We start from the raw sequence: 16,355 nt of genomic DNA, 5'->3' as shown, positions 1-16,355 counted from the left end.
CAAAAGTCTGATTTAATATTGGATATTGTTTAATTTATGTTATAAAAATGTTTATGTAATGTGATTTTGTGTTGGCCGTGGTAGCAAGGTTTAGGGACGAGAATCGCACAAAGCAGGTCAGGTATTCTAAAAATAATAAGCAGTTGGGATGAATATGATGACCTCAAAGAAGCAGAAGTTTGGATTAAGTGCAGTGAGTTTGGCGATTACTCTAGCCTTGTCTGGTAGTTTAATCAGTCCGCAGGCAATAGCAGAAGAAGATGAGACGGCTGTTAAAAATGAGAACGTTGAAAAAATTGCAGTTGTAGGGTCCCGTGCTGCGCCACGCTCAATCGGCGATTCCCCCGTTCCTATTGATATTATTAGTAGTGACGACCTTAAAAAAAATGGTTCGACTGACATGATTGATATGTTAGTGACTTCGGTGCCATCGTTTAACTCACGCGCTCAACCCATTAGTGATGCAGCAACCTTAGTTCGTCCCGTTAATTTACGGGGTTTGCCATCAGACAGTACGCTAGTGCTAGTTAACGGTAAGCGTCGTCACCGTGCATCTGTGATTGCGTTCCAAGGTGGTGGTATTAACGATGGCGCTCAAGGTCCTGATATTTCGGTTATTCCTGGCTCGGCATTGAAGCAAGTCGAAGTGTTGCGCGACGGTGCTGCTGCGCAGTATGGATCGGATGCGATTGCAGGAGTCATGAACTTTGTTTTAAAAGATAATTCCGAGGGTGGTTCCATCACTGTGACCCAAGGAGAATATTACGAGGGTGATGGTGCTACGACTACGGTAGAAGGTGATGTTGGTTTACCTGTGACTGAAAATGGCTTCGTTAATTTAAGCTTCCAGTATAAAAATGCTGACTCCACTAGCCGTAGTGTGCAGCGTCCTGATGCGGCTAACTTAGCCGAGCAGGGTAATACCGCGATTAATGACCCCGCACAAGTGTGGGGTAATCCTGAGATTAATGATGACTATTCAGTGTTCATCAACTCAGGCTTAGACATTAATGCCAACATGCACGCCTATGCCTTTGGTAATCTGTCTTCCCGTGATGCCGTGGGGGGCTTCTATTATCGTTATCCACAAAATCGTAGCAACGTGTATTCCAATGATGGTGGCCAGAATTTACTTGTGGGCGCTGTAAATGGTGATCCATCAACATGTGGACTCGTACCTATCCCTAAAAATGCTGATGGAAGTGACGGCAACGTACTCGACACAGATGCATACAAGGCGATGGTTGCCGACCCAAATTGCTTTGCTATGAACCAGATATTTCCAGGTGGCTATACGCCACAGTTCACTGGCACCATTGAAGATATGTCCTTCTTCGCAGGTGTAAAAGGCGATATCGGTGAATGGAATTATGATTTCAGTGCTGGTACTGGGGCGAACAAAGCCAGTTTTGGTCTTAAAAATTCGTTGAATCCATCACTGGGATTAGATACCCCGACGGATTTCGATACGGGAGCTTATGAGCAAGTTGAAACCACAGTTAACTTAGATTTCTCGCGCTTCATAACCTTAGGAGGCATTGAAGACATTAGTTTTGCTTCTGGTTTTGAATGGCGAAATGAGTCGTTTGAGATTTCTCAAGGTGATGAAGCCTCGTGGATTGCAGGCCCTTATGCTAGCCAAGGTTTCAACATTGGTGCGCACGGTTTTAAAGGCTTCGGCCCAGAATCTGCGGGTAAAAACTCTCGTCATAACATAGGTATTTATACTGATTTAGAAGCTTATTTAAGTGATGACTGGTTACTCGGTTTAGCACTGCGCTACGAAGACTTTTCAACCTTTGGTGATACGTTAAATTACAAATTGACGTTGCAGTATTCTGCAACGGATGAATTGTCGTTTCGCGCCTCACACAGCACCGGCTTTCGTGCACCAACGGTTGGCCAAGAAAACGTGGTGAATACCCAGACATCGATCATCGATGGTGAACTGATCCAGACCTTTATTGCGCCCCCAACCGATCCGCTTGCGGCATTTTACGGTGGTGAAGTGTTAAAGCCTGAAGAGTCGATTAGTTATGCGATTGGAGCTGTATATGAGTATGAAAGCTTCTTCTTAACTGTCGATTACTACAACATTGGCGTAGAGGGCCGTATTGCGCAGTCGAGTAAGATTGATGTTGAAGCTAAAGATTATGATGCGCTACGTGCAGCTGGCGTTGAGTTCCCTGAGTTGATCCAAGGCGTGAGCTATTACACCAATGACTTTGATACTACGACTCAAGGTATCGATATCGTCGCTTCCTATGATGCGGAAATCCTGTCGGGTAATGCTAAGTTCAGTCTTGCCTATGGTTGGACCGATACCAGCGTTGATAAATACGATCCCGAAACCACTGATGAAGGTAAAGTTCGTCGGTTAGAAGATGGTATTCCTGCACATCGTGCCACCTTAACTTGGGCGCAGTCATGGGATCAATTAAGCATATCATTACGTGGTAACTACTTCGGTGAGTACTATGCCACTCATGCTGACGATACCTCTGATTGGGGCTCTGAAATGGCCGATGCCGCAGTTACCATAGATCTGGAAGTGAGCTATGAGTTATTTGATGGCTTAACACTGGCGGTAGGGGCTAATAATCTATTTGACCAAGAAGCGCAAAAGCTTAAAGAAGGAACCTTGGGTGAACTCGGTGGCGTTTATTATGAAAGTGGGCCATTCGATTACAACGGCGGTTTCTACTATGGCCGAGTGAATTACCGTTTTTAATGAGTAAGCCAATTTATAGAAGCGATTTCTAACCCACCTTTCAAGAAATTTGGCTTTTATAAATAGAAGTGAAGTAAGCAAAAAGGCTGCAATGCAGCCTTTTTTATTCGTATTTGACTCGTCCTAAATATAGTTTAGTGCTTAGTTACGATTCGTTTGCGCGGCAACTAAACCATTTAACACATCACTCATACTGAGTTTTGGCGGCAAGAGAATTCCATTGGGGGCGCTTGGACCATAAATTTTATTGTAGGGCGTGCCGGGCACTCCTTCGTGGCGCATATAGGTTTCAATCGTTTTATTCGCCTCACTCCAGTTTCCTTGCATCAGAATGATATTGTCGGCCATCAAGGCATTTACAATTTGCTCCCTGTGGGTGACTTCCGCTTTATTCGTTTGGCAGATGGTGCACCAATCAGAGGTAATATCGACAAAGACGGTATAGCCTTGGGCAACCAGAGGCGCGATTTTCTCTGGGGCTAAGGTGTGCCATTGTAGTTTTTGATAGGCTTGGTAATCCTCGCTTTTGTGCACAAATCCAATAATAGCACTGAGTCCTAAGGCGAAAAATCCCAGCACAAAAATCACCGTCAGCGGTATGGTTTTACCTTTTTGTCTTTGCCAAAGCAGTAATAAGATCGCACCTATTAATAGGCAAAGAATAAAAATACTGATCAGCGTTATAGTGTTCATAAAATGTCCTGATTGAGAATCGCCTTTGTGGTGATTGCGATGAAGGCTTAGGTATTAAGGTTTGGCTATAAAGATTAGGTTAGCGCTAATCTTAGCGGTTAACGGCTTAAATCAGTGTGAATTTATGGGATTATCGCGTTTGGGGTTCTCTTAAATGACTGTTCATTTATTGAAAATGGATTTATTAGCGTTAACGCCTTGATGGCGCGATGCTAGAATGGCAAGCAAGTTTAAGGCCCAGCAGTGGGCTTTTTTATTCGGCGAAAGGTGTCATCAATGAGTTGGAGTACTTGGTTAGGTTTATTGGCTATTTGTTGTTTGGGGGCTATGTCGCCGGGCCCAAGTTTGACTATGGTAGTACGTCATACTTTAGGTGGTGGGCGGGGAAAGGGGATCGTCTGTGCTTGGGCACACTCGATAGGGATTGGGATCTATGCGCTGGTGACGTTACTGGGCTTAGCCGTAGTCCTTAAAAAGGCGCCCTTAGTCTTTAATGGCATTGCGATTCTCGGTGCCTTATACCTTGCTTGGATGGGAGTTCAAGCGCTGCGTTCTAATGGCGGTATGCAAGCTAAATTGGCTGATGGGGAGGCGACAGATACCTTAACTGCAGCCCGTGATGGTATCGCAATTTCTTTATTCAACCCTAAGATAATGCTATTTTTTCTTGCGTTATTCAGCCAATTTGTGATGGTCGCCGACAGCATGACGGCTAAAGCATTAATTGTTTTTACACCGTTAGTGGTCGATGGTCTTTGGTACACCTTGATAGCCTTATTGCTATCCCACTCGAGTGTGTTGCCTAAATTGAGAGAGAAAGCGGGGTTAATTGATAAGTTGTCCGGCGTAGTATTGATATTGCTGGCGATCCGTGTGGTGTACACGCTTTAGTGATCTATCTAAAATCATTGGTTTTAAATAACAAACACGCCATCAATCGATGGCGTGTTTGTTTATGGCTATGCATTTAAATCAAGGCGTGATTAGCCTTTAAACATTTGCACAGAATTATCAGCTTCTTCTGCCACACTTTCTTGGATAATGGGTGGATTGGCAATGTGGTCGTCTAAGTTGTCACTCAGCATTTCTTTGAATTCACTGCTAAACCATTCTAATGCGCTCTCTTTTTCTGCACCGAGATCCGCTGATTTAATCGCGGCTTCGAAGGCATTAAAACGTGCTGCGGCAAAACGGAGTGCTGTGCCAACTTTACCTACATCTGCTTCTTGTTGGCTTAGCTGATTGGCTAAGGCAATAAACTGATCGGCAAGTTCGTAAATGGTGGTGCTGCTCGTGTCGGTCATGGCGTTCACTCTAAAAAAGTAACAGATTAAAGTTCGATTCTAACTTAATTGGTGTAAGAAGGAATCGTCAGGCATTAACTATTGGGATCTGTGTCGGTAATGACGACTCCTGTATGGGAGTCATAATTAATCGACAGTTTATCGTTTGTTCGATACAAATAAGTGCACTGGCCAGGATTGGTATAACTGGCTTTATAGTCGGTTTCAGTCGCATCAATATTCAAGCGCGAGACACTTGGCTGGGCATTTTGGAATAATACTTCCCATACCGATATACAGTCTTCGACATTATCGAGTGCCGGAGAGGCCTCATTGCCATGGATATAGTGTTGTGCTGGCCAACCGAAGGCGTTGAAATCTATTTGTTCGGATTGTGCCGTACCAAATACGGGTAAATCCTCTTTTGGACCTGAGCCCACTTTTACAGCCCATACGGAACGTGCCAGATTGATGGCTGATTTAAAGCCTCCGCCTGCCGCTTTAACGGTTGCAATTTGTGCATCTTGTTGCACATTGATAAATTTTGGCAGGGCCACTACGGCTAAAATACCGAGCACTATGATGACCACCACAAGTTCAATTAAGGTGAAACCCGTTTGATGTCTTTGAATTGATTTATCAGAATGTTGGATCATCATTACGTATCAGAGTGTGCGAGAATGGGCGCACTATATCACTTAATTTCGAATGTTTTAAATTGAAAGTCTTAACGTGAGACCTAGCAGGTTTAGTGGTATGACTTAGCGGCAGGTAAGGTCTGCAAACTTGCCATACCACTACAGGACTTTTAAGCTAACCCGATTATAGAATTAAGGAAGTAAAATAGTGACTCAGGCGACATGGCAAACATTTATCGATGAGCAAAGAGCTTTGCCTTATTTTCAGCAACTAAGCGCATTTGTTGACAATGAGCGCAGGGCTGGGAAAGTGGTTTATCCATCTGAGGCTAATGTTTTCAATGCTTTTAGTATGACGCCCCTTGAACAAGTCAGAGTGGTTTTGATTGGCCAAGATCCCTATCACGGCCCAGATCAAGCCCATGGTTTATGTTTTTCGGTTAAACGCGGGATAAAACCACCGCCATCTTTAGCCAATATGTACAAAGAATTAGCGACGGATATTGAAGGTTTTGTTGTGCCATCCCATGGCGATTTATCCGCATGGGCGGAGCAGGGGATATTGATGCTCAATACGGTGCTGACGGTTGAGCAAGGCAAGGCGCATTCCCATGCCAAAGCCGGGTGGGAAGTCTTTACGACTGCGGTGCTGGAATTATTAAATCGGCAGACTCAGCCGATTATTTTCGTGCTTTGGGGCAGTCATGCCATCAAAAAAGGTCAAGTCGTTAACGCACCGCAACATCAAGTGCTCACAGGACCACATCCTTCACCTTTATCGGCTTATCGCGGTTTCTTTGGTTGTGGGCATTTCTCTCAAGTGAATCAATTATTGCTTGAGCGAGGCGAAACGCCGATCCTTTGGCAGGTTTGATTTTAGGATTGCGGTTAAAGCAATAAAAAAGGTCTTACTGAGTAAGACCTTTATTTTGGGGGTGAAACTACATTAGTTAGCAATCAGTGGTTTCTGTCGACCGAAATCTTAGCTAGCGTTACTAAGGCTTGCTTATAGTCGCTATCGGGTAAAGCAGATAATGCCGCGATCGCTTTCTCTGATTCTTCAATTGCTTTTTGTTGGGTGTAGTTTAACGCGCCGCAATGGTGCAGTGCTGCTACGATTTTATCTATGGCCTGAGTACCATCACCTTGCTCAATTGCTTGACGTATGAGCTGTTTCTCTTCGTCTGTGCCATGGGCAATGGCATAGATGAGTGGCAGAGTCGGTTTACCTTCGGCAAGGTCATCACCGATATTCTTACCTAGCTCGTCACTGTCGGCGGTATAGTCGAGTAAGTCGTCGGTAAGCTGAAAGGCAGTGCCGAGATACTTACCATAGTTGCCTAAGGCGGTTTCTTGCTCAGGCGTTGCACCTGCTAGCACGCCCGCGAGTAGCGTAGCGGCTTCAAATAACTTGGCTGTTTTGCAATAAATGACCCGCATATAGCTTTCTTCAGTGGTGTCTGGGTCATTACAATTCATCAGCTGTAAGACTTCGCCCTCGGCCAACACGTTAGTCGTATCAGCTAACACTCTGAGCACTTTCATGTTGTCAAGTTCAGTCATCATCTGGAATGAGCGGGTATAAAGGAAATCCCCGACTAGCACACTGGCACTATTGCCAAACAGTGCATTGGCGGTTTCTCGTCCGCGGCGTAACGTCGATTCATCAACTACATCATCGTGGAGCAATGAGGCTGTATGGATAAACTCAATAATCGCCGCTAGCTTAAGATGTGCTTCGCCTTCGTAGCTCACTGCACGTGCGGCTAAAACCGACAGCAGAGGACGAAGACGTTTACCACCACCATTAATAATGTAAAAACCTAATTGATTAATTAGGGCGACATCTGATTCAAGCTGTTTATATATCAGCTGATTGACTGCTTGCATATCAGTGTCAGCCAGTTGACGAATAGCGTTTAAATCCATAATAGACTCTGGTTGTGGGGTCATTACGTACCCGGCCCCTGTTTAGGCTCACGTGTTATAATGAAATGAATTTTACCTAAAATTCTGACATATGACAGCACTAGCTCAACTAATGTGAGAGTTAATCCGGTCTTTTTTTATTCTTTCCTAATTAGGGCTTGCCAGAGTTGGATTCTTCGCGTAAACTCCGCGCCCATTGTCAATAAAGTTTTTGTAGCACCCTGCCTCATCCAAGAATGAGCCCGCGTGTTAGGAATTGGAGTAAAATAGCTATGTACGCTGTTTTTCAAAGTGGTGGTAAACAACACCGTGTAGCTGAAGGCCACACAGTACGTTTAGAAAAGTTAGAAGTTGCAACTGGCGAAACTATCGAGTTCGATCAAGTTCTTTTGATCGCTGATGGCGAAACAGTGCATGTTGGTGCTCCTTTAGTAGCTGGCGGTAAAGTCGTTGCTGAAGTTGTAAGTCACGGTCGTGGCGATAAAGTTACTATCGTTAAGTTCCGTCGTCGTAAGCACCACGACAAGAAAATGGGCCACCGTCAGTGGTTCACTGAAGTTAAAATTACTGCTATCAACGCATAATAGGAGTCTAACTCATGGCACATAAAAAAGCTGGCGGTTCTACTCGTAACGGCCGCGATTCAGAAAGTAAACGTCTAGGTGTTAAGCGCTTTGGCGGTGAATCAGTTCTAGCTGGTAACATTATTGTTCGTCAACGTGGTACTAAATTCCACGCTGGTGTAAACGTAGGTATTGGTCGTGACCATACTCTGTTTGCTCTGACTGACGGTAAAGTTAAATTCGAAGTTAAAGGCGCTAATAACCGTAAGTTTATTAGCATCGAAGCTTAACTTTCGAACCTAGCTTATACTGTTAAAGCCCCGCCATTGGTGGGGCTTTCTGTTTTTTGTGCTTCTATTTACGCCGTGTAGATGCTTGAGTTGGTAAATGATTACCAAGAATGAGCATTGACAGGTAAGATTGGGAGCAAAGTATCTCGAGTTTTTTGGCGACCAATGAAGTTAGACGGTATAATTGCTTCATTCAGTGGTGCCAGGAGTAAGTATGAAGTTTGTCGATGAGGCAGTAATTAGGGTCGAAGCAGGCGACGGCGGTAGCGGTTGTGTTAGCTTTAGGCGCGAAAAGTATGTACCTGATGGTGGTCCTGATGGTGGTGATGGTGGCGACGGTGGCAGTGTTTTTCTGCAGGCTGACGAAAACTTCAACACTTTGATCGAGTTCCGTTTTGAACGTTTTCACATGGCTGAACGTGGCGAAAATGGTCGTGGCCGTGATTGTACTGGTCATAGCGGTAAAGATTTGATCTTAAAAGTTCCTGTTGGTACTCGCGCGGTCGATCATGATACTGAAGAAGTCCTTGGGGATTTAACAACCCACGGTCAAAAGCTATTGGTTGCCAAAGGTGGTTTCCATGGTTTAGGTAACACCCGTTTTAAGAGCAGTACTAACCGTGCCCCACGTCAAAAGACGTTAGGCACACCCGGTGAAGTTCGTAGCCTTAAATTAGAGTTGTTACTGCTGGCTGACGTTGGTTTGCTTGGCATGCCTAACGCGGGTAAGTCGACATTCATTCGTGCGGTTTCCCGTGCAACGCCGAAAGTGGCTGATTATCCGTTTACTACACTAGTGCCTAACTTAGGTGTGGTTAATCCACGTCCTGGACAAAGCTTTGTGATTGCGGATATTCCTGGTCTCATCGAAGGCGCTGCCGATGGTGCGGGTTTAGGTATTCGCTTCTTAAAGCATCTTGAGCGTTGTCGTATTCTGCTGCACATCATAGATATTGAGCCGATTGACGGAACCGATCCGGTTGAGTCTGCGCGCGCTATCGTAGGTGAGCTTGAGAAATATTCTCCAAAGTTGGCGAGTAAGCCGCGTTGGTTAGTCTTTAACAAAACCGATCTGCTGCTTGAAGAAGAGCTGCAAGAGAAGGTTGATCGTATCGTTAAAGAAATGGGTTGGGAAGGCGATGTTTACACTATCTCCGCCTATAACCGCGACGGTACCAGTGAGTTGGCATTAAAACTCCTCGATTATATTGCGAGTCTTCCACCTGAAGACAATGAAGTCGACCCAGATAGTGAAGTTGAGTTCAAGTGGGATAATTATCATCAAGCAAACCTTGATTCATTGAATGAAGATTATGTTGATGAAGATGATGACGACGACTTTGATGATGACGACTACGACGTAGAAGTTATTTACCAAAGATAATAGTAATCTTTGAGTTTTGAGAGTTCTGTGTACGCTGATACTCAAAATGATATTACTCGGCAAGTTGTGCGTGCTGCACAATTGCTACTGGCCTACGGCGCGGAATCTGATTTAGTTGAAGAAATCAGCCAGCGTCTAGGTCAGGCTTTAGGTCTTGCCAGCGTAGAACTCTCTATTTCCTCTAATTCCCTCGTGTTAACCAGTTTGGTTCATGGTCGCTGTATCACAACTACTCGTCGTATTCGTGAGCATGGCATTAACATGACAGTCGTCTGTGAATTGCAACGTATCTGTTTACTCGCCGAAAAGGGGTTGTATGGCCCAAATGAAGTGCGTAAACGCTTGGCGCGGATTGAACCTAAAACCTATCCTCCTAGCTTAGTGGTATTCATGATTGGCCTGTCGTGCGCTAGCTTCTGTCATTTATTTAATGGCGATCTCACTGCATGCGTGATTACTTTTTTTGCCGCGGCAGTGGGTATGTCGGTACGTTTAGCAATTGCTAAGCGGCATTTTAATTTATTAGTCAATTTTGCCATCACAGCTTTCGTCACCAGTATGCTGGCTCAAACGGGTTATTTGTTTGAGTTAAGTGAAACTCCTAAGGCTGCTATGGCCGCGAGTGTGCTGATGTTAGTGCCGGGTTTTCCGATGATTAATGCGATTTCCGACATGGTAAAAGGGCACATGAATGTCGGTATATCCCGCTGGGGTCATGCTACTTTGCTGACCGTTTCTTCTGTGATTGGCATTACGATTGCGATGCAGAACGGCGGAATTTTCCTATGATGGAATTACTGATAACGCTGCTGCACGATGCTTTTTTCTCAGCAATTCCCGCCGTAGGATTTGCTATGGTATTTAATGTTCCTAAACGATTTCTTCCTTACTGCGCTTTAGCGGGAGCCATTGGCCATAGTTCCCGTACTTTAATGTTACAGTTTGGTCTGCCAATCGAGTGGGCAACCTTCGCCGCCGCGGCATTAGTAGGGATTATTACCATAGGGTTTGGTAAGCGCCACTTAGCGCCACCTTTAATGTATGCTGTCGCTGCGATTATTCCTATGATCCCAGGCACTTATGCATTTAATACTGTAATTGCCTTAGTGCAATTGACCGCTCAATCTCAAGTCAGTCCTGAACTGACGGGGCAAGTGATTAGTAATGGCCTCAAAACCGTCTTTATTCTAGGGGCGTTAGCCGTGGGTTTGGCCATGCCGAGTTTGCTGTATTTCAGGACCCGCCCCGTCATTCAATAATTCTATTTCTATAAAACAGGAGTGAGCATGCGCATTGCTATGATAGCCGCGATGGCAAACAATCGAGTCATCGGAAAAGATAATAAAATGCCATGGCATCTTCCAGAAGATCTACGTCACTTTAAAGCGATGACCCTAGGCAAGCCTGTTGTGATGGGACGTAAGACCTTTGAGTCAATCGGTAGGCCCCTTCCTGGTCGACATAACATAGTGATTTCACGCCAAACGGATCTTGTGATTGAGGGCGTGACCTGTGTGACCTCGTTTGATGCAGCCAAACAAGCTGCTGGTGAGTGTGAAGAGTTAGTGGTTATAGGTGGTGGCCAGCTTTATGCCGAGTTATTGCCCTGCGCCGATATCTTATATTTGACGCAAATCAATCTTGAGGTGGAAGGCGATACATTTTTCCCCCACTGGGACGATGGGACTTGGAAGGAAACTGAATCTTTGGCGAGTATAAATGCTGCTGGTTTGGAATATCGCTTTATCAATTTGGTAAAAAAATGTTAAATTGCAGCTTCTGTTGTGTACCCTGTGTGTATGGGACGTCAGTTTATCTAACGTATTGCATCATATCGGACATTTAGTTTTCACGGAAAGAGATAGCCTATTTCGTTATCCTAGATTTCGAACGAGAGCTAAAGCCAAGAGGTCAATATCATTTAGACAATAGATGCAGCCCATACAGAATTGATAATAAAACTATAAGAAAGTATTAAGGAGTATCGGATGCGTCTTATGCCTGTGGCCTTGGCTGCGTTGATTGGATTTAGTTCTATTGCTGTACCAACCTCTGCCGTTGCGGGGGAAGATCCACTCGTAGCGAGTCTTTGTGATTATGTAAAAGCTAATGACAAAAACCGCTTACGTAAAAAGTTAAAAGAAAGCCGCGTTAAGTTACGTCAGATTTACAGTGGTATCAGTTGCGATGGTGCAAGTCTATTGCGCACCGCTTACGGTGCGAGTGCGAACGATACCGGTGAGTTTGTGGCTAAGCGTTTGTCGGCGACTGAATTGAGTGTTGCTGAAGCTGATGGGATGACTATCCAAGCTTGGGCTGAAGCAAACGGTCATGGTGCTAGCCCAATTACCGCTGCAGTGAAAGAGCGTCTTGGCGCTGCTGCTGGCGGTGAAGAAGAGTAATGCGGATTTGAACTTAGCGGCACTTTAGCTCTATTTGCTGCTACGTTATATTAAGCGTCTAATATCAAGTATCTAGCATTAAGCTAGATAAAAATGCCAAACTTAAGTTTGGCATTTTTTATGGCCTTAATTTGTGCAAAGGCCGGACAGTTCGAGTCGTCAGTAAGATAGGCAAGTGAATTCGTCTCAAAAGAAAGGGCCGCTAAGCGACCCTAGGTTTTAGTGGTGATAAACATTAGACTCTAAATTCACCGACCGAAGCTTGGAGTTCTTCGGCTAATTTGGCGACTTGATGGCTAGACTGAGCCGTTTGATCTGCACCGATAGCGGTTTCTTCTGAAATTGCTGCAATATGCTCTAGTTTTTCAGAAACTTGCTGGCTTACTAAATTCTGTTCCTGCGCAGCATGGGCGATATGGGTGCCAGAATCATAGGCCTTATGCACAGATTGGCTAATGGTCTCGAGGGCAATGTTGGCTTGCTCCGTTTTTTCAACACAGGCGTTGGCTTGAGCACGCCCCATATCCATGGCGGCAACGGCTTGCTCTGCACCTTGCTGCAACACTTCGATCATCTGTTGGATCTCTCGGGTCGACACTTGAGTGCGTGAGGCTAAACTACGCACTTCATCGGCAACTACCGCAAAACCACGACCTTGTTCACCCGCTCGGGCGGCTTCAATAGCGGCGTTAAGGGCGAGTAGGTTAGTCTGCTCAGCAATACCACGGATCACATCCAAAATTGAGCCAATAGAGGCGCTGTCCGACTGCACTTTATTGATCACAATACCCGCTTTGGCCACTTCATCGGCTAAAGCCAAAATAGTCAGTTTGTTCTCTTGTGCAATGGCACGCATATGCTGAGTTTCTTGATCAGCCTGTTTGATTTGCTCAAGGGCTTGATTGGCACTTAAAGACACCTGCTGAGCACTAGAGCTAAGTTCAGTTGTCGCAGTAGCCACTTGGTCAACTTGGCTTTTTTGTTCTTGTATGCCTGAGGTGGTTTGTGCTGTGATTGCCGATGTTTGTTCGGCTGCCGCGGCAAGTTGATTTGACCTATCTAGAATACCTATGATTAAACTGCGTAAGCTATCGACGAGACGATTACAGTTTTTTGCTAGTTCGGCAAATTCATCGTGTCCAGAATCATCTAGTTTATGGGTAAGGTTGCCTGAGGCTAAGACGTTAAGGGCATTGTTCACTTGGCTGAGTGAGCGTTTTAGTGGATTCACCACAGCAAAACTCACAATCACTGCGACAACGATTGCTATTAACACGACAATCATGGTTTGTATGCTGGCAGAGTCAATCTTGGCTATGGTGTCATTGCTCATGTTCGCGGCAACAAGTTCGATGTTATCGCTGACATCATTCATGTTGGAATTGATGACTTTCACATCTTTTTCGATAATGCCTAGTTTTATCACAGCTTCTTTGGAGTGGGAGAGCTGACTCGATTTTAGCTGCAACATAGATTGCGGACCGGTGACGAGCGCTAATACTTTTTCGATATCTTTAGTGACCGAGCTTAAGGTATCCGCTTCGACGATACCTTGACCGTGACGATTCACATATTCAAGTTTGTTCTTGGTTTCGCTGATAATGTAGTCAAGTTCCTTTGAGATCAGTTCGTGCTTACTGTCTTCGTCATTTGTTACTAAATCTGCAATAGTGGTGATGATATTTCCGAGACTAGTATCAATAGCGCTGGCTGATGCAGCAAGACTCTGCTCATCGGGATTCTGACTGCTTTCTAAATCAACAATATCGAGCAGTTCTGATGAGGCATCATCGGCGGCATTTTCGAGCTTTTTCTTTAGTTCAACGAGCTGTTCTTGCTTGCTCAATGAGGCCTCACGTTCGGCGATCATGGCAATACTATCTCGCTCAAAGGTGGCAAAGCTGCCGCTTAATTGGGCAATTAAAGAAGATAGATTCTGCTGGCTCTTGACTAACTGAGTGAGGGTGGCAATTTCGTTTTTGAACTGAGTCCCATGGTCTTCGAACACTTTACGAATATTCGGGATATTTGCCGATCTAGGGGTGTTATAGGCAATGAGGATTTGTCTTTGTTGCTCACCCAATGCTTCACTAAGGTGGTTTGTTGATTTCAGCGCGGGCAAGCTTAATTCTTGCATCATAGCAGAGCTGGCTTTTAGGCTATTGTTGGTTAAATAAGATGTAAATCCTAGCAACACGAGTAAAAGTGTGACAATACCAAATCCGCCAATCACTCTGGTGGCTACATTAAATTTCATAGGATACTCCGATTTTTATTATATTTTTCCAAATGAAAACAGGGTGATATTTAGGGTTAGGCGGCTCAGTCTGTTATCGACTTTAAGCTGTTTTAGTTTAACTCTTTTTTAACTTTTTTTGCGTAATTTTTTGGTCTTTTTCAAGATGCCATAAGGTTAAGTGCTCACCCCAGCAACAGCCTGTATCTAAAGCCTTTAATTTAGTATCGTCGACCTTGCCCATCAACGCAGCCCAATGGCCAAATACTAAGGTATGACTCTGGCGCAGCGGCGAAGCAAACTCAAACCAAGGTTTGAGTTGTGGATTAGTACAGTTTTCAGGAGGTTGTTTGCAATCAAAATCAAGTCGGCCATCGACATAAAGATAGCGCATGCGTGTTAATGCATTGATGCAATAACGTAAGCGCTCTATGCCAATTGCACTTGGATCCCATTGCTCGGCGGTATCTGAATACATTTGGCTTATTAATGTCTCAAGATAATCATCGTGCTTGAGGGCGCGACTGACGAGTGCGGATTCTTCTCTTAATACCTCCAGCGACCACTGAGGTGGTACACCCGCATGACTCATAATGAGTTGGTGTTCAGGTAATTCACGCATAAGAGGTTGTTGTCTCAGCCAGTCAATGGAGGCTGAGATATCGGGGGATTCTAGAATTTCAGTGAGATTATCGCTGGGTTTAGCGCGCTTGAGCTTACCGTGTAATGCCATTAGATGGAGATCGTGGTTACCCAAAACCGTTTTAGCGGAATCACCTAAAGAGCGAAAAAAACGTAGGGTAGCTAAGGAGTCAGGTCCGCGTGCAACAAGATCACCTACAGCCCAGAGTTCATCGCGGGAAGGATTAAAATCGACCTTAGCTAGTAATTTTTGTAACTCAGCGAAACAGCCTTGAATATCACCAACAAAATAATGCGCCACAGTACCCCTTTCCTAACGATATTAATGTAGTAAGCCTGGGGTCGCTAAACGGAAGGGACGGATTGTCGCCTGGAAACGCTCACCCGATTCGCTGACCATACCATAAGTGCCGTGCATTATGCCAAGTGGCGTATCGAGCACAGTACCACTGGTGTATTGATAGGCAGTATTCGGCGCTATGGTTGGTGTTTCACCGACAACACCAGCACCTTGGACTTCACTGGTGTTGCCATTGGCATCAGTGATTATCCAGTGACGAGTTTCAAGTTTAGCCGCTTGCTCACCTAAATTAATGATAGTGATGGTGTAACTGAAGAGGTACTTTTTATCCTCGGGCGAGGACTGCTGCTCTATATACTCAGTTTTGACTTCGACCCGAATGGAGGTGTCCAATGCGCTCATTCTTGTTCCTAGGCTCTGGTCTAAGGGCACCTAAGTGCCCTGACATATTTATGCTTTCTTATCGCAAACCATGTTAGCCATAGCAACATACTGCTGCACGCTAATCTGTTCTGGGCGTTGACTTGAGTCAATCCCTAACTGCTCGAACTCATCGTCAGATAACATGTGCTTTAAGTTATTACGCAGAGTCTTACGACGCATGTTGAATGCGGTAGTACAAAGGTGGCGTAGTACGGTCACATCTTTACAAGGGAACGGCTTTACGGCGTATGGCAATAAGCGTACGACTGCTGAGTCCACTTTAGGGGCAGGGGTAAAGCTGTGGGGCGGCACTTCGAGAACCGGAACCACTTGGCAGAAGTATTGTGCCATGACCGTTAAACGGCCATAGGCTTTACAGCCTGGGCTTGCCGATAAGCGCAGTACCACTTCTTTTTGTAGCATAAAGTGCATGGTTTCAATCTGTTCGGCAAATTCGAACAGGTGGAACATCAGCGGCGTTGAAATGTTGTAAGGTAAGTTACCAAATACTTTCATCTTTTTGCCAGGCACACTCAGTTGGCTAAAATCAAACTGCAGTGCATCACCTTGGTGAATAGTCAGTTTATTTTTAAGGACTGGGTGTTGATGTAAGCGTTCAACCAGATCGCGGTCGAGTTCGACGACAGTCAGATTATCCACAGCATCGGCTACAGGTTCTGTTAAGGCACCAAGGCCAGGGCCGATTTCGACCATCACATGGTGATTATCGGGTGCAATTGCACCCACAATGCGGTCAATCACATTGCCGTCGGTAAGGAAGTTTTGTCCGAAACGCTTTCTGGCCGTGTGGCCTAAATGTACTTTGTTGCTCATTAATAA

Annotated in this window: 18 protein-coding genes; 10 read left to right on the top strand and 8 right to left on the bottom strand. The window is 45.0% G+C overall.

Annotation, left to right across the window (positions count from 1 at the left end; translation table 11 throughout):
• Positions 1-154: 154 nt before the first annotated feature.
• A complete protein-coding gene (locus tag RA178_RS17185) occupies positions 155-2,731 on the top strand; it encodes a TonB-dependent receptor plug domain-containing protein (RefSeq protein WP_306685420.1) in 2,577 nt (858 codons plus the stop codon).
• A gap of 141 nt (positions 2,732-2,872) precedes the next feature.
• Here RA178_RS17185 and RA178_RS17180 read toward each other — a convergent pair whose 3' ends face one another.
• Positions 2,873-3,424: a thioredoxin family protein gene (locus tag RA178_RS17180; protein WP_306682985.1), complete on the bottom strand. Its 552-nt coding sequence runs from the start codon at positions 3,422-3,424 to the stop codon at positions 2,873-2,875.
• Between the two features lie 276 nt (positions 3,425-3,700).
• Here RA178_RS17180 and RA178_RS17175 point away from each other — a divergent pair, with 276 nt between their 5' ends.
• Positions 3,701-4,315: a LysE family translocator gene (locus RA178_RS17175; protein ID WP_306682983.1), complete on the top strand. Its 615-nt coding sequence runs from the start codon at positions 3,701-3,703 to the stop codon at positions 4,313-4,315.
• 92 nt (positions 4,316-4,407) lie between these two features.
• Here RA178_RS17175 and RA178_RS17170 read toward each other — a convergent pair whose 3' ends face one another.
• Both RA178_RS17170 and RA178_RS17165 read right to left on the bottom strand, forming a co-directional pair.
• Positions 4,408-4,728: a DUF3144 domain-containing protein gene (locus tag RA178_RS17170; protein WP_105250001.1), complete on the bottom strand. Its 321-nt coding sequence runs from the start codon at positions 4,726-4,728 to the stop codon at positions 4,408-4,410.
• Between the two features lie 74 nt (positions 4,729-4,802).
• Positions 4,803-5,366, bottom strand: a complete 564-nt coding sequence (locus RA178_RS17165; protein ID WP_306682981.1) for a pilus assembly FimT family protein — start codon at positions 5,364-5,366, stop codon at positions 4,803-4,805.
• Positions 5,367-5,553: 187 nt separating this feature from the next.
• Between RA178_RS17165 and ung the strand changes: the two genes are divergently transcribed.
• Positions 5,554-6,219 (top strand): uracil-DNA glycosylase, encoded by a 666-nt coding sequence (ung, locus tag RA178_RS17160; protein ID WP_306682978.1) that lies wholly within the window; start codon positions 5,554-5,556, stop codon positions 6,217-6,219.
• 83 nt (positions 6,220-6,302) lie between these two features.
• Here the strand turns inward: ung and ispB are convergent, their stop codons facing one another.
• Positions 6,303-7,274: an octaprenyl diphosphate synthase gene (gene ispB, locus RA178_RS17155; RefSeq protein ID WP_049821790.1), complete on the bottom strand. Its 972-nt coding sequence runs from the start codon at positions 7,272-7,274 to the stop codon at positions 6,303-6,305.
• Between the two features lie 272 nt (positions 7,275-7,546).
• On the opposite strand from ispB, the gene rplU reads away from it, so the two are divergent.
• The 7 genes from rplU to RA178_RS17120 all read left to right on the top strand — a co-directional run bounded on the left by rplU (position 7,547) and on the right by RA178_RS17120 (position 11,913).
• Positions 7,547-7,858: a 50S ribosomal protein L21 gene (rplU, locus tag RA178_RS17150; protein ID WP_006080526.1), complete on the top strand. Its 312-nt coding sequence runs from the start codon at positions 7,547-7,549 to the stop codon at positions 7,856-7,858.
• Positions 7,859-7,872: 14 nt separating this feature from the next.
• Positions 7,873-8,127, top strand: coding sequence for a 50S ribosomal protein L27 (gene rpmA / locus RA178_RS17145; protein ID WP_006080527.1), 255 nt, complete (start codon positions 7,873-7,875; stop codon positions 8,125-8,127).
• Positions 8,128-8,341: 214 nt separating this feature from the next.
• A complete protein-coding gene (cgtA, locus tag RA178_RS17140) occupies positions 8,342-9,511 on the top strand; it encodes an Obg family GTPase CgtA (protein WP_105250000.1) in 1,170 nt (389 codons plus the stop codon).
• 27 nt (positions 9,512-9,538) lie between these two features.
• Positions 9,539-10,300, top strand: a complete 762-nt coding sequence (locus tag RA178_RS17135; protein WP_306682974.1) for a threonine/serine exporter family protein — start codon at positions 9,539-9,541, stop codon at positions 10,298-10,300.
• A complete protein-coding gene (locus tag RA178_RS17130; protein ID WP_113939894.1) occupies positions 10,297-10,770 on the top strand; it encodes a threonine/serine exporter family protein in 474 nt (157 codons plus the stop codon). The genes RA178_RS17135 and RA178_RS17130 overlap by 4 nt, the downstream gene beginning before the upstream one ends.
• 27 nt (positions 10,771-10,797) lie before the next feature.
• A complete protein-coding gene (gene folA / locus RA178_RS17125) occupies positions 10,798-11,280 on the top strand; it encodes a type 3 dihydrofolate reductase (protein ID WP_028761532.1) in 483 nt (160 codons plus the stop codon).
• A 219-nt stretch (positions 11,281-11,499) separates the two neighbouring features.
• On the top strand, positions 11,500-11,913 hold the full coding sequence (locus RA178_RS17120; RefSeq protein ID WP_105249997.1) for a DUF3718 domain-containing protein: 414 nt from the start codon (positions 11,500-11,502) through the stop codon (positions 11,911-11,913).
• 235 nt (positions 11,914-12,148) lie between these two features.
• Here the strand turns inward: RA178_RS17120 and RA178_RS17115 are convergent, their stop codons facing one another.
• From RA178_RS17115 to rsmA, 4 genes are all read right to left on the bottom strand, one after another.
• Positions 12,149-14,170, bottom strand: coding sequence for a methyl-accepting chemotaxis protein (locus RA178_RS17115; protein WP_306682971.1), 2,022 nt, complete (start codon positions 14,168-14,170; stop codon positions 12,149-12,151).
• 97 nt (positions 14,171-14,267) lie between these two features.
• Positions 14,268-15,092 (bottom strand): symmetrical bis(5'-nucleosyl)-tetraphosphatase, encoded by an 825-nt coding sequence (locus RA178_RS17110; RefSeq protein ID WP_113939897.1) that lies wholly within the window; start codon positions 15,090-15,092, stop codon positions 14,268-14,270.
• A gap of 21 nt (positions 15,093-15,113) precedes the next feature.
• Positions 15,114-15,494, bottom strand: a complete 381-nt coding sequence (apaG, locus tag RA178_RS17105; RefSeq protein WP_212600377.1) for a Co2+/Mg2+ efflux facilitator ApaG/CorD — start codon at positions 15,492-15,494, stop codon at positions 15,114-15,116.
• Positions 15,495-15,542: 48 nt separating this feature from the next.
• Positions 15,543-16,349: a 16S rRNA (adenine(1518)-N(6)/adenine(1519)-N(6))-dimethyltransferase RsmA gene (rsmA, locus tag RA178_RS17100; RefSeq protein ID WP_306682969.1), complete on the bottom strand. Its 807-nt coding sequence runs from the start codon at positions 16,347-16,349 to the stop codon at positions 15,543-15,545.
• Positions 16,350-16,355: the final 6 nt, after the last annotated feature.

This window comes from Shewanella oncorhynchi, from assembly GCF_030848765.1.
GTDB classification, from domain to species: Bacteria; Pseudomonadota; Gammaproteobacteria; order Enterobacterales; family Shewanellaceae; genus Shewanella; species Shewanella oncorhynchi.
This window is presented reverse-complemented; position numbering and strand designations above follow the sequence as displayed.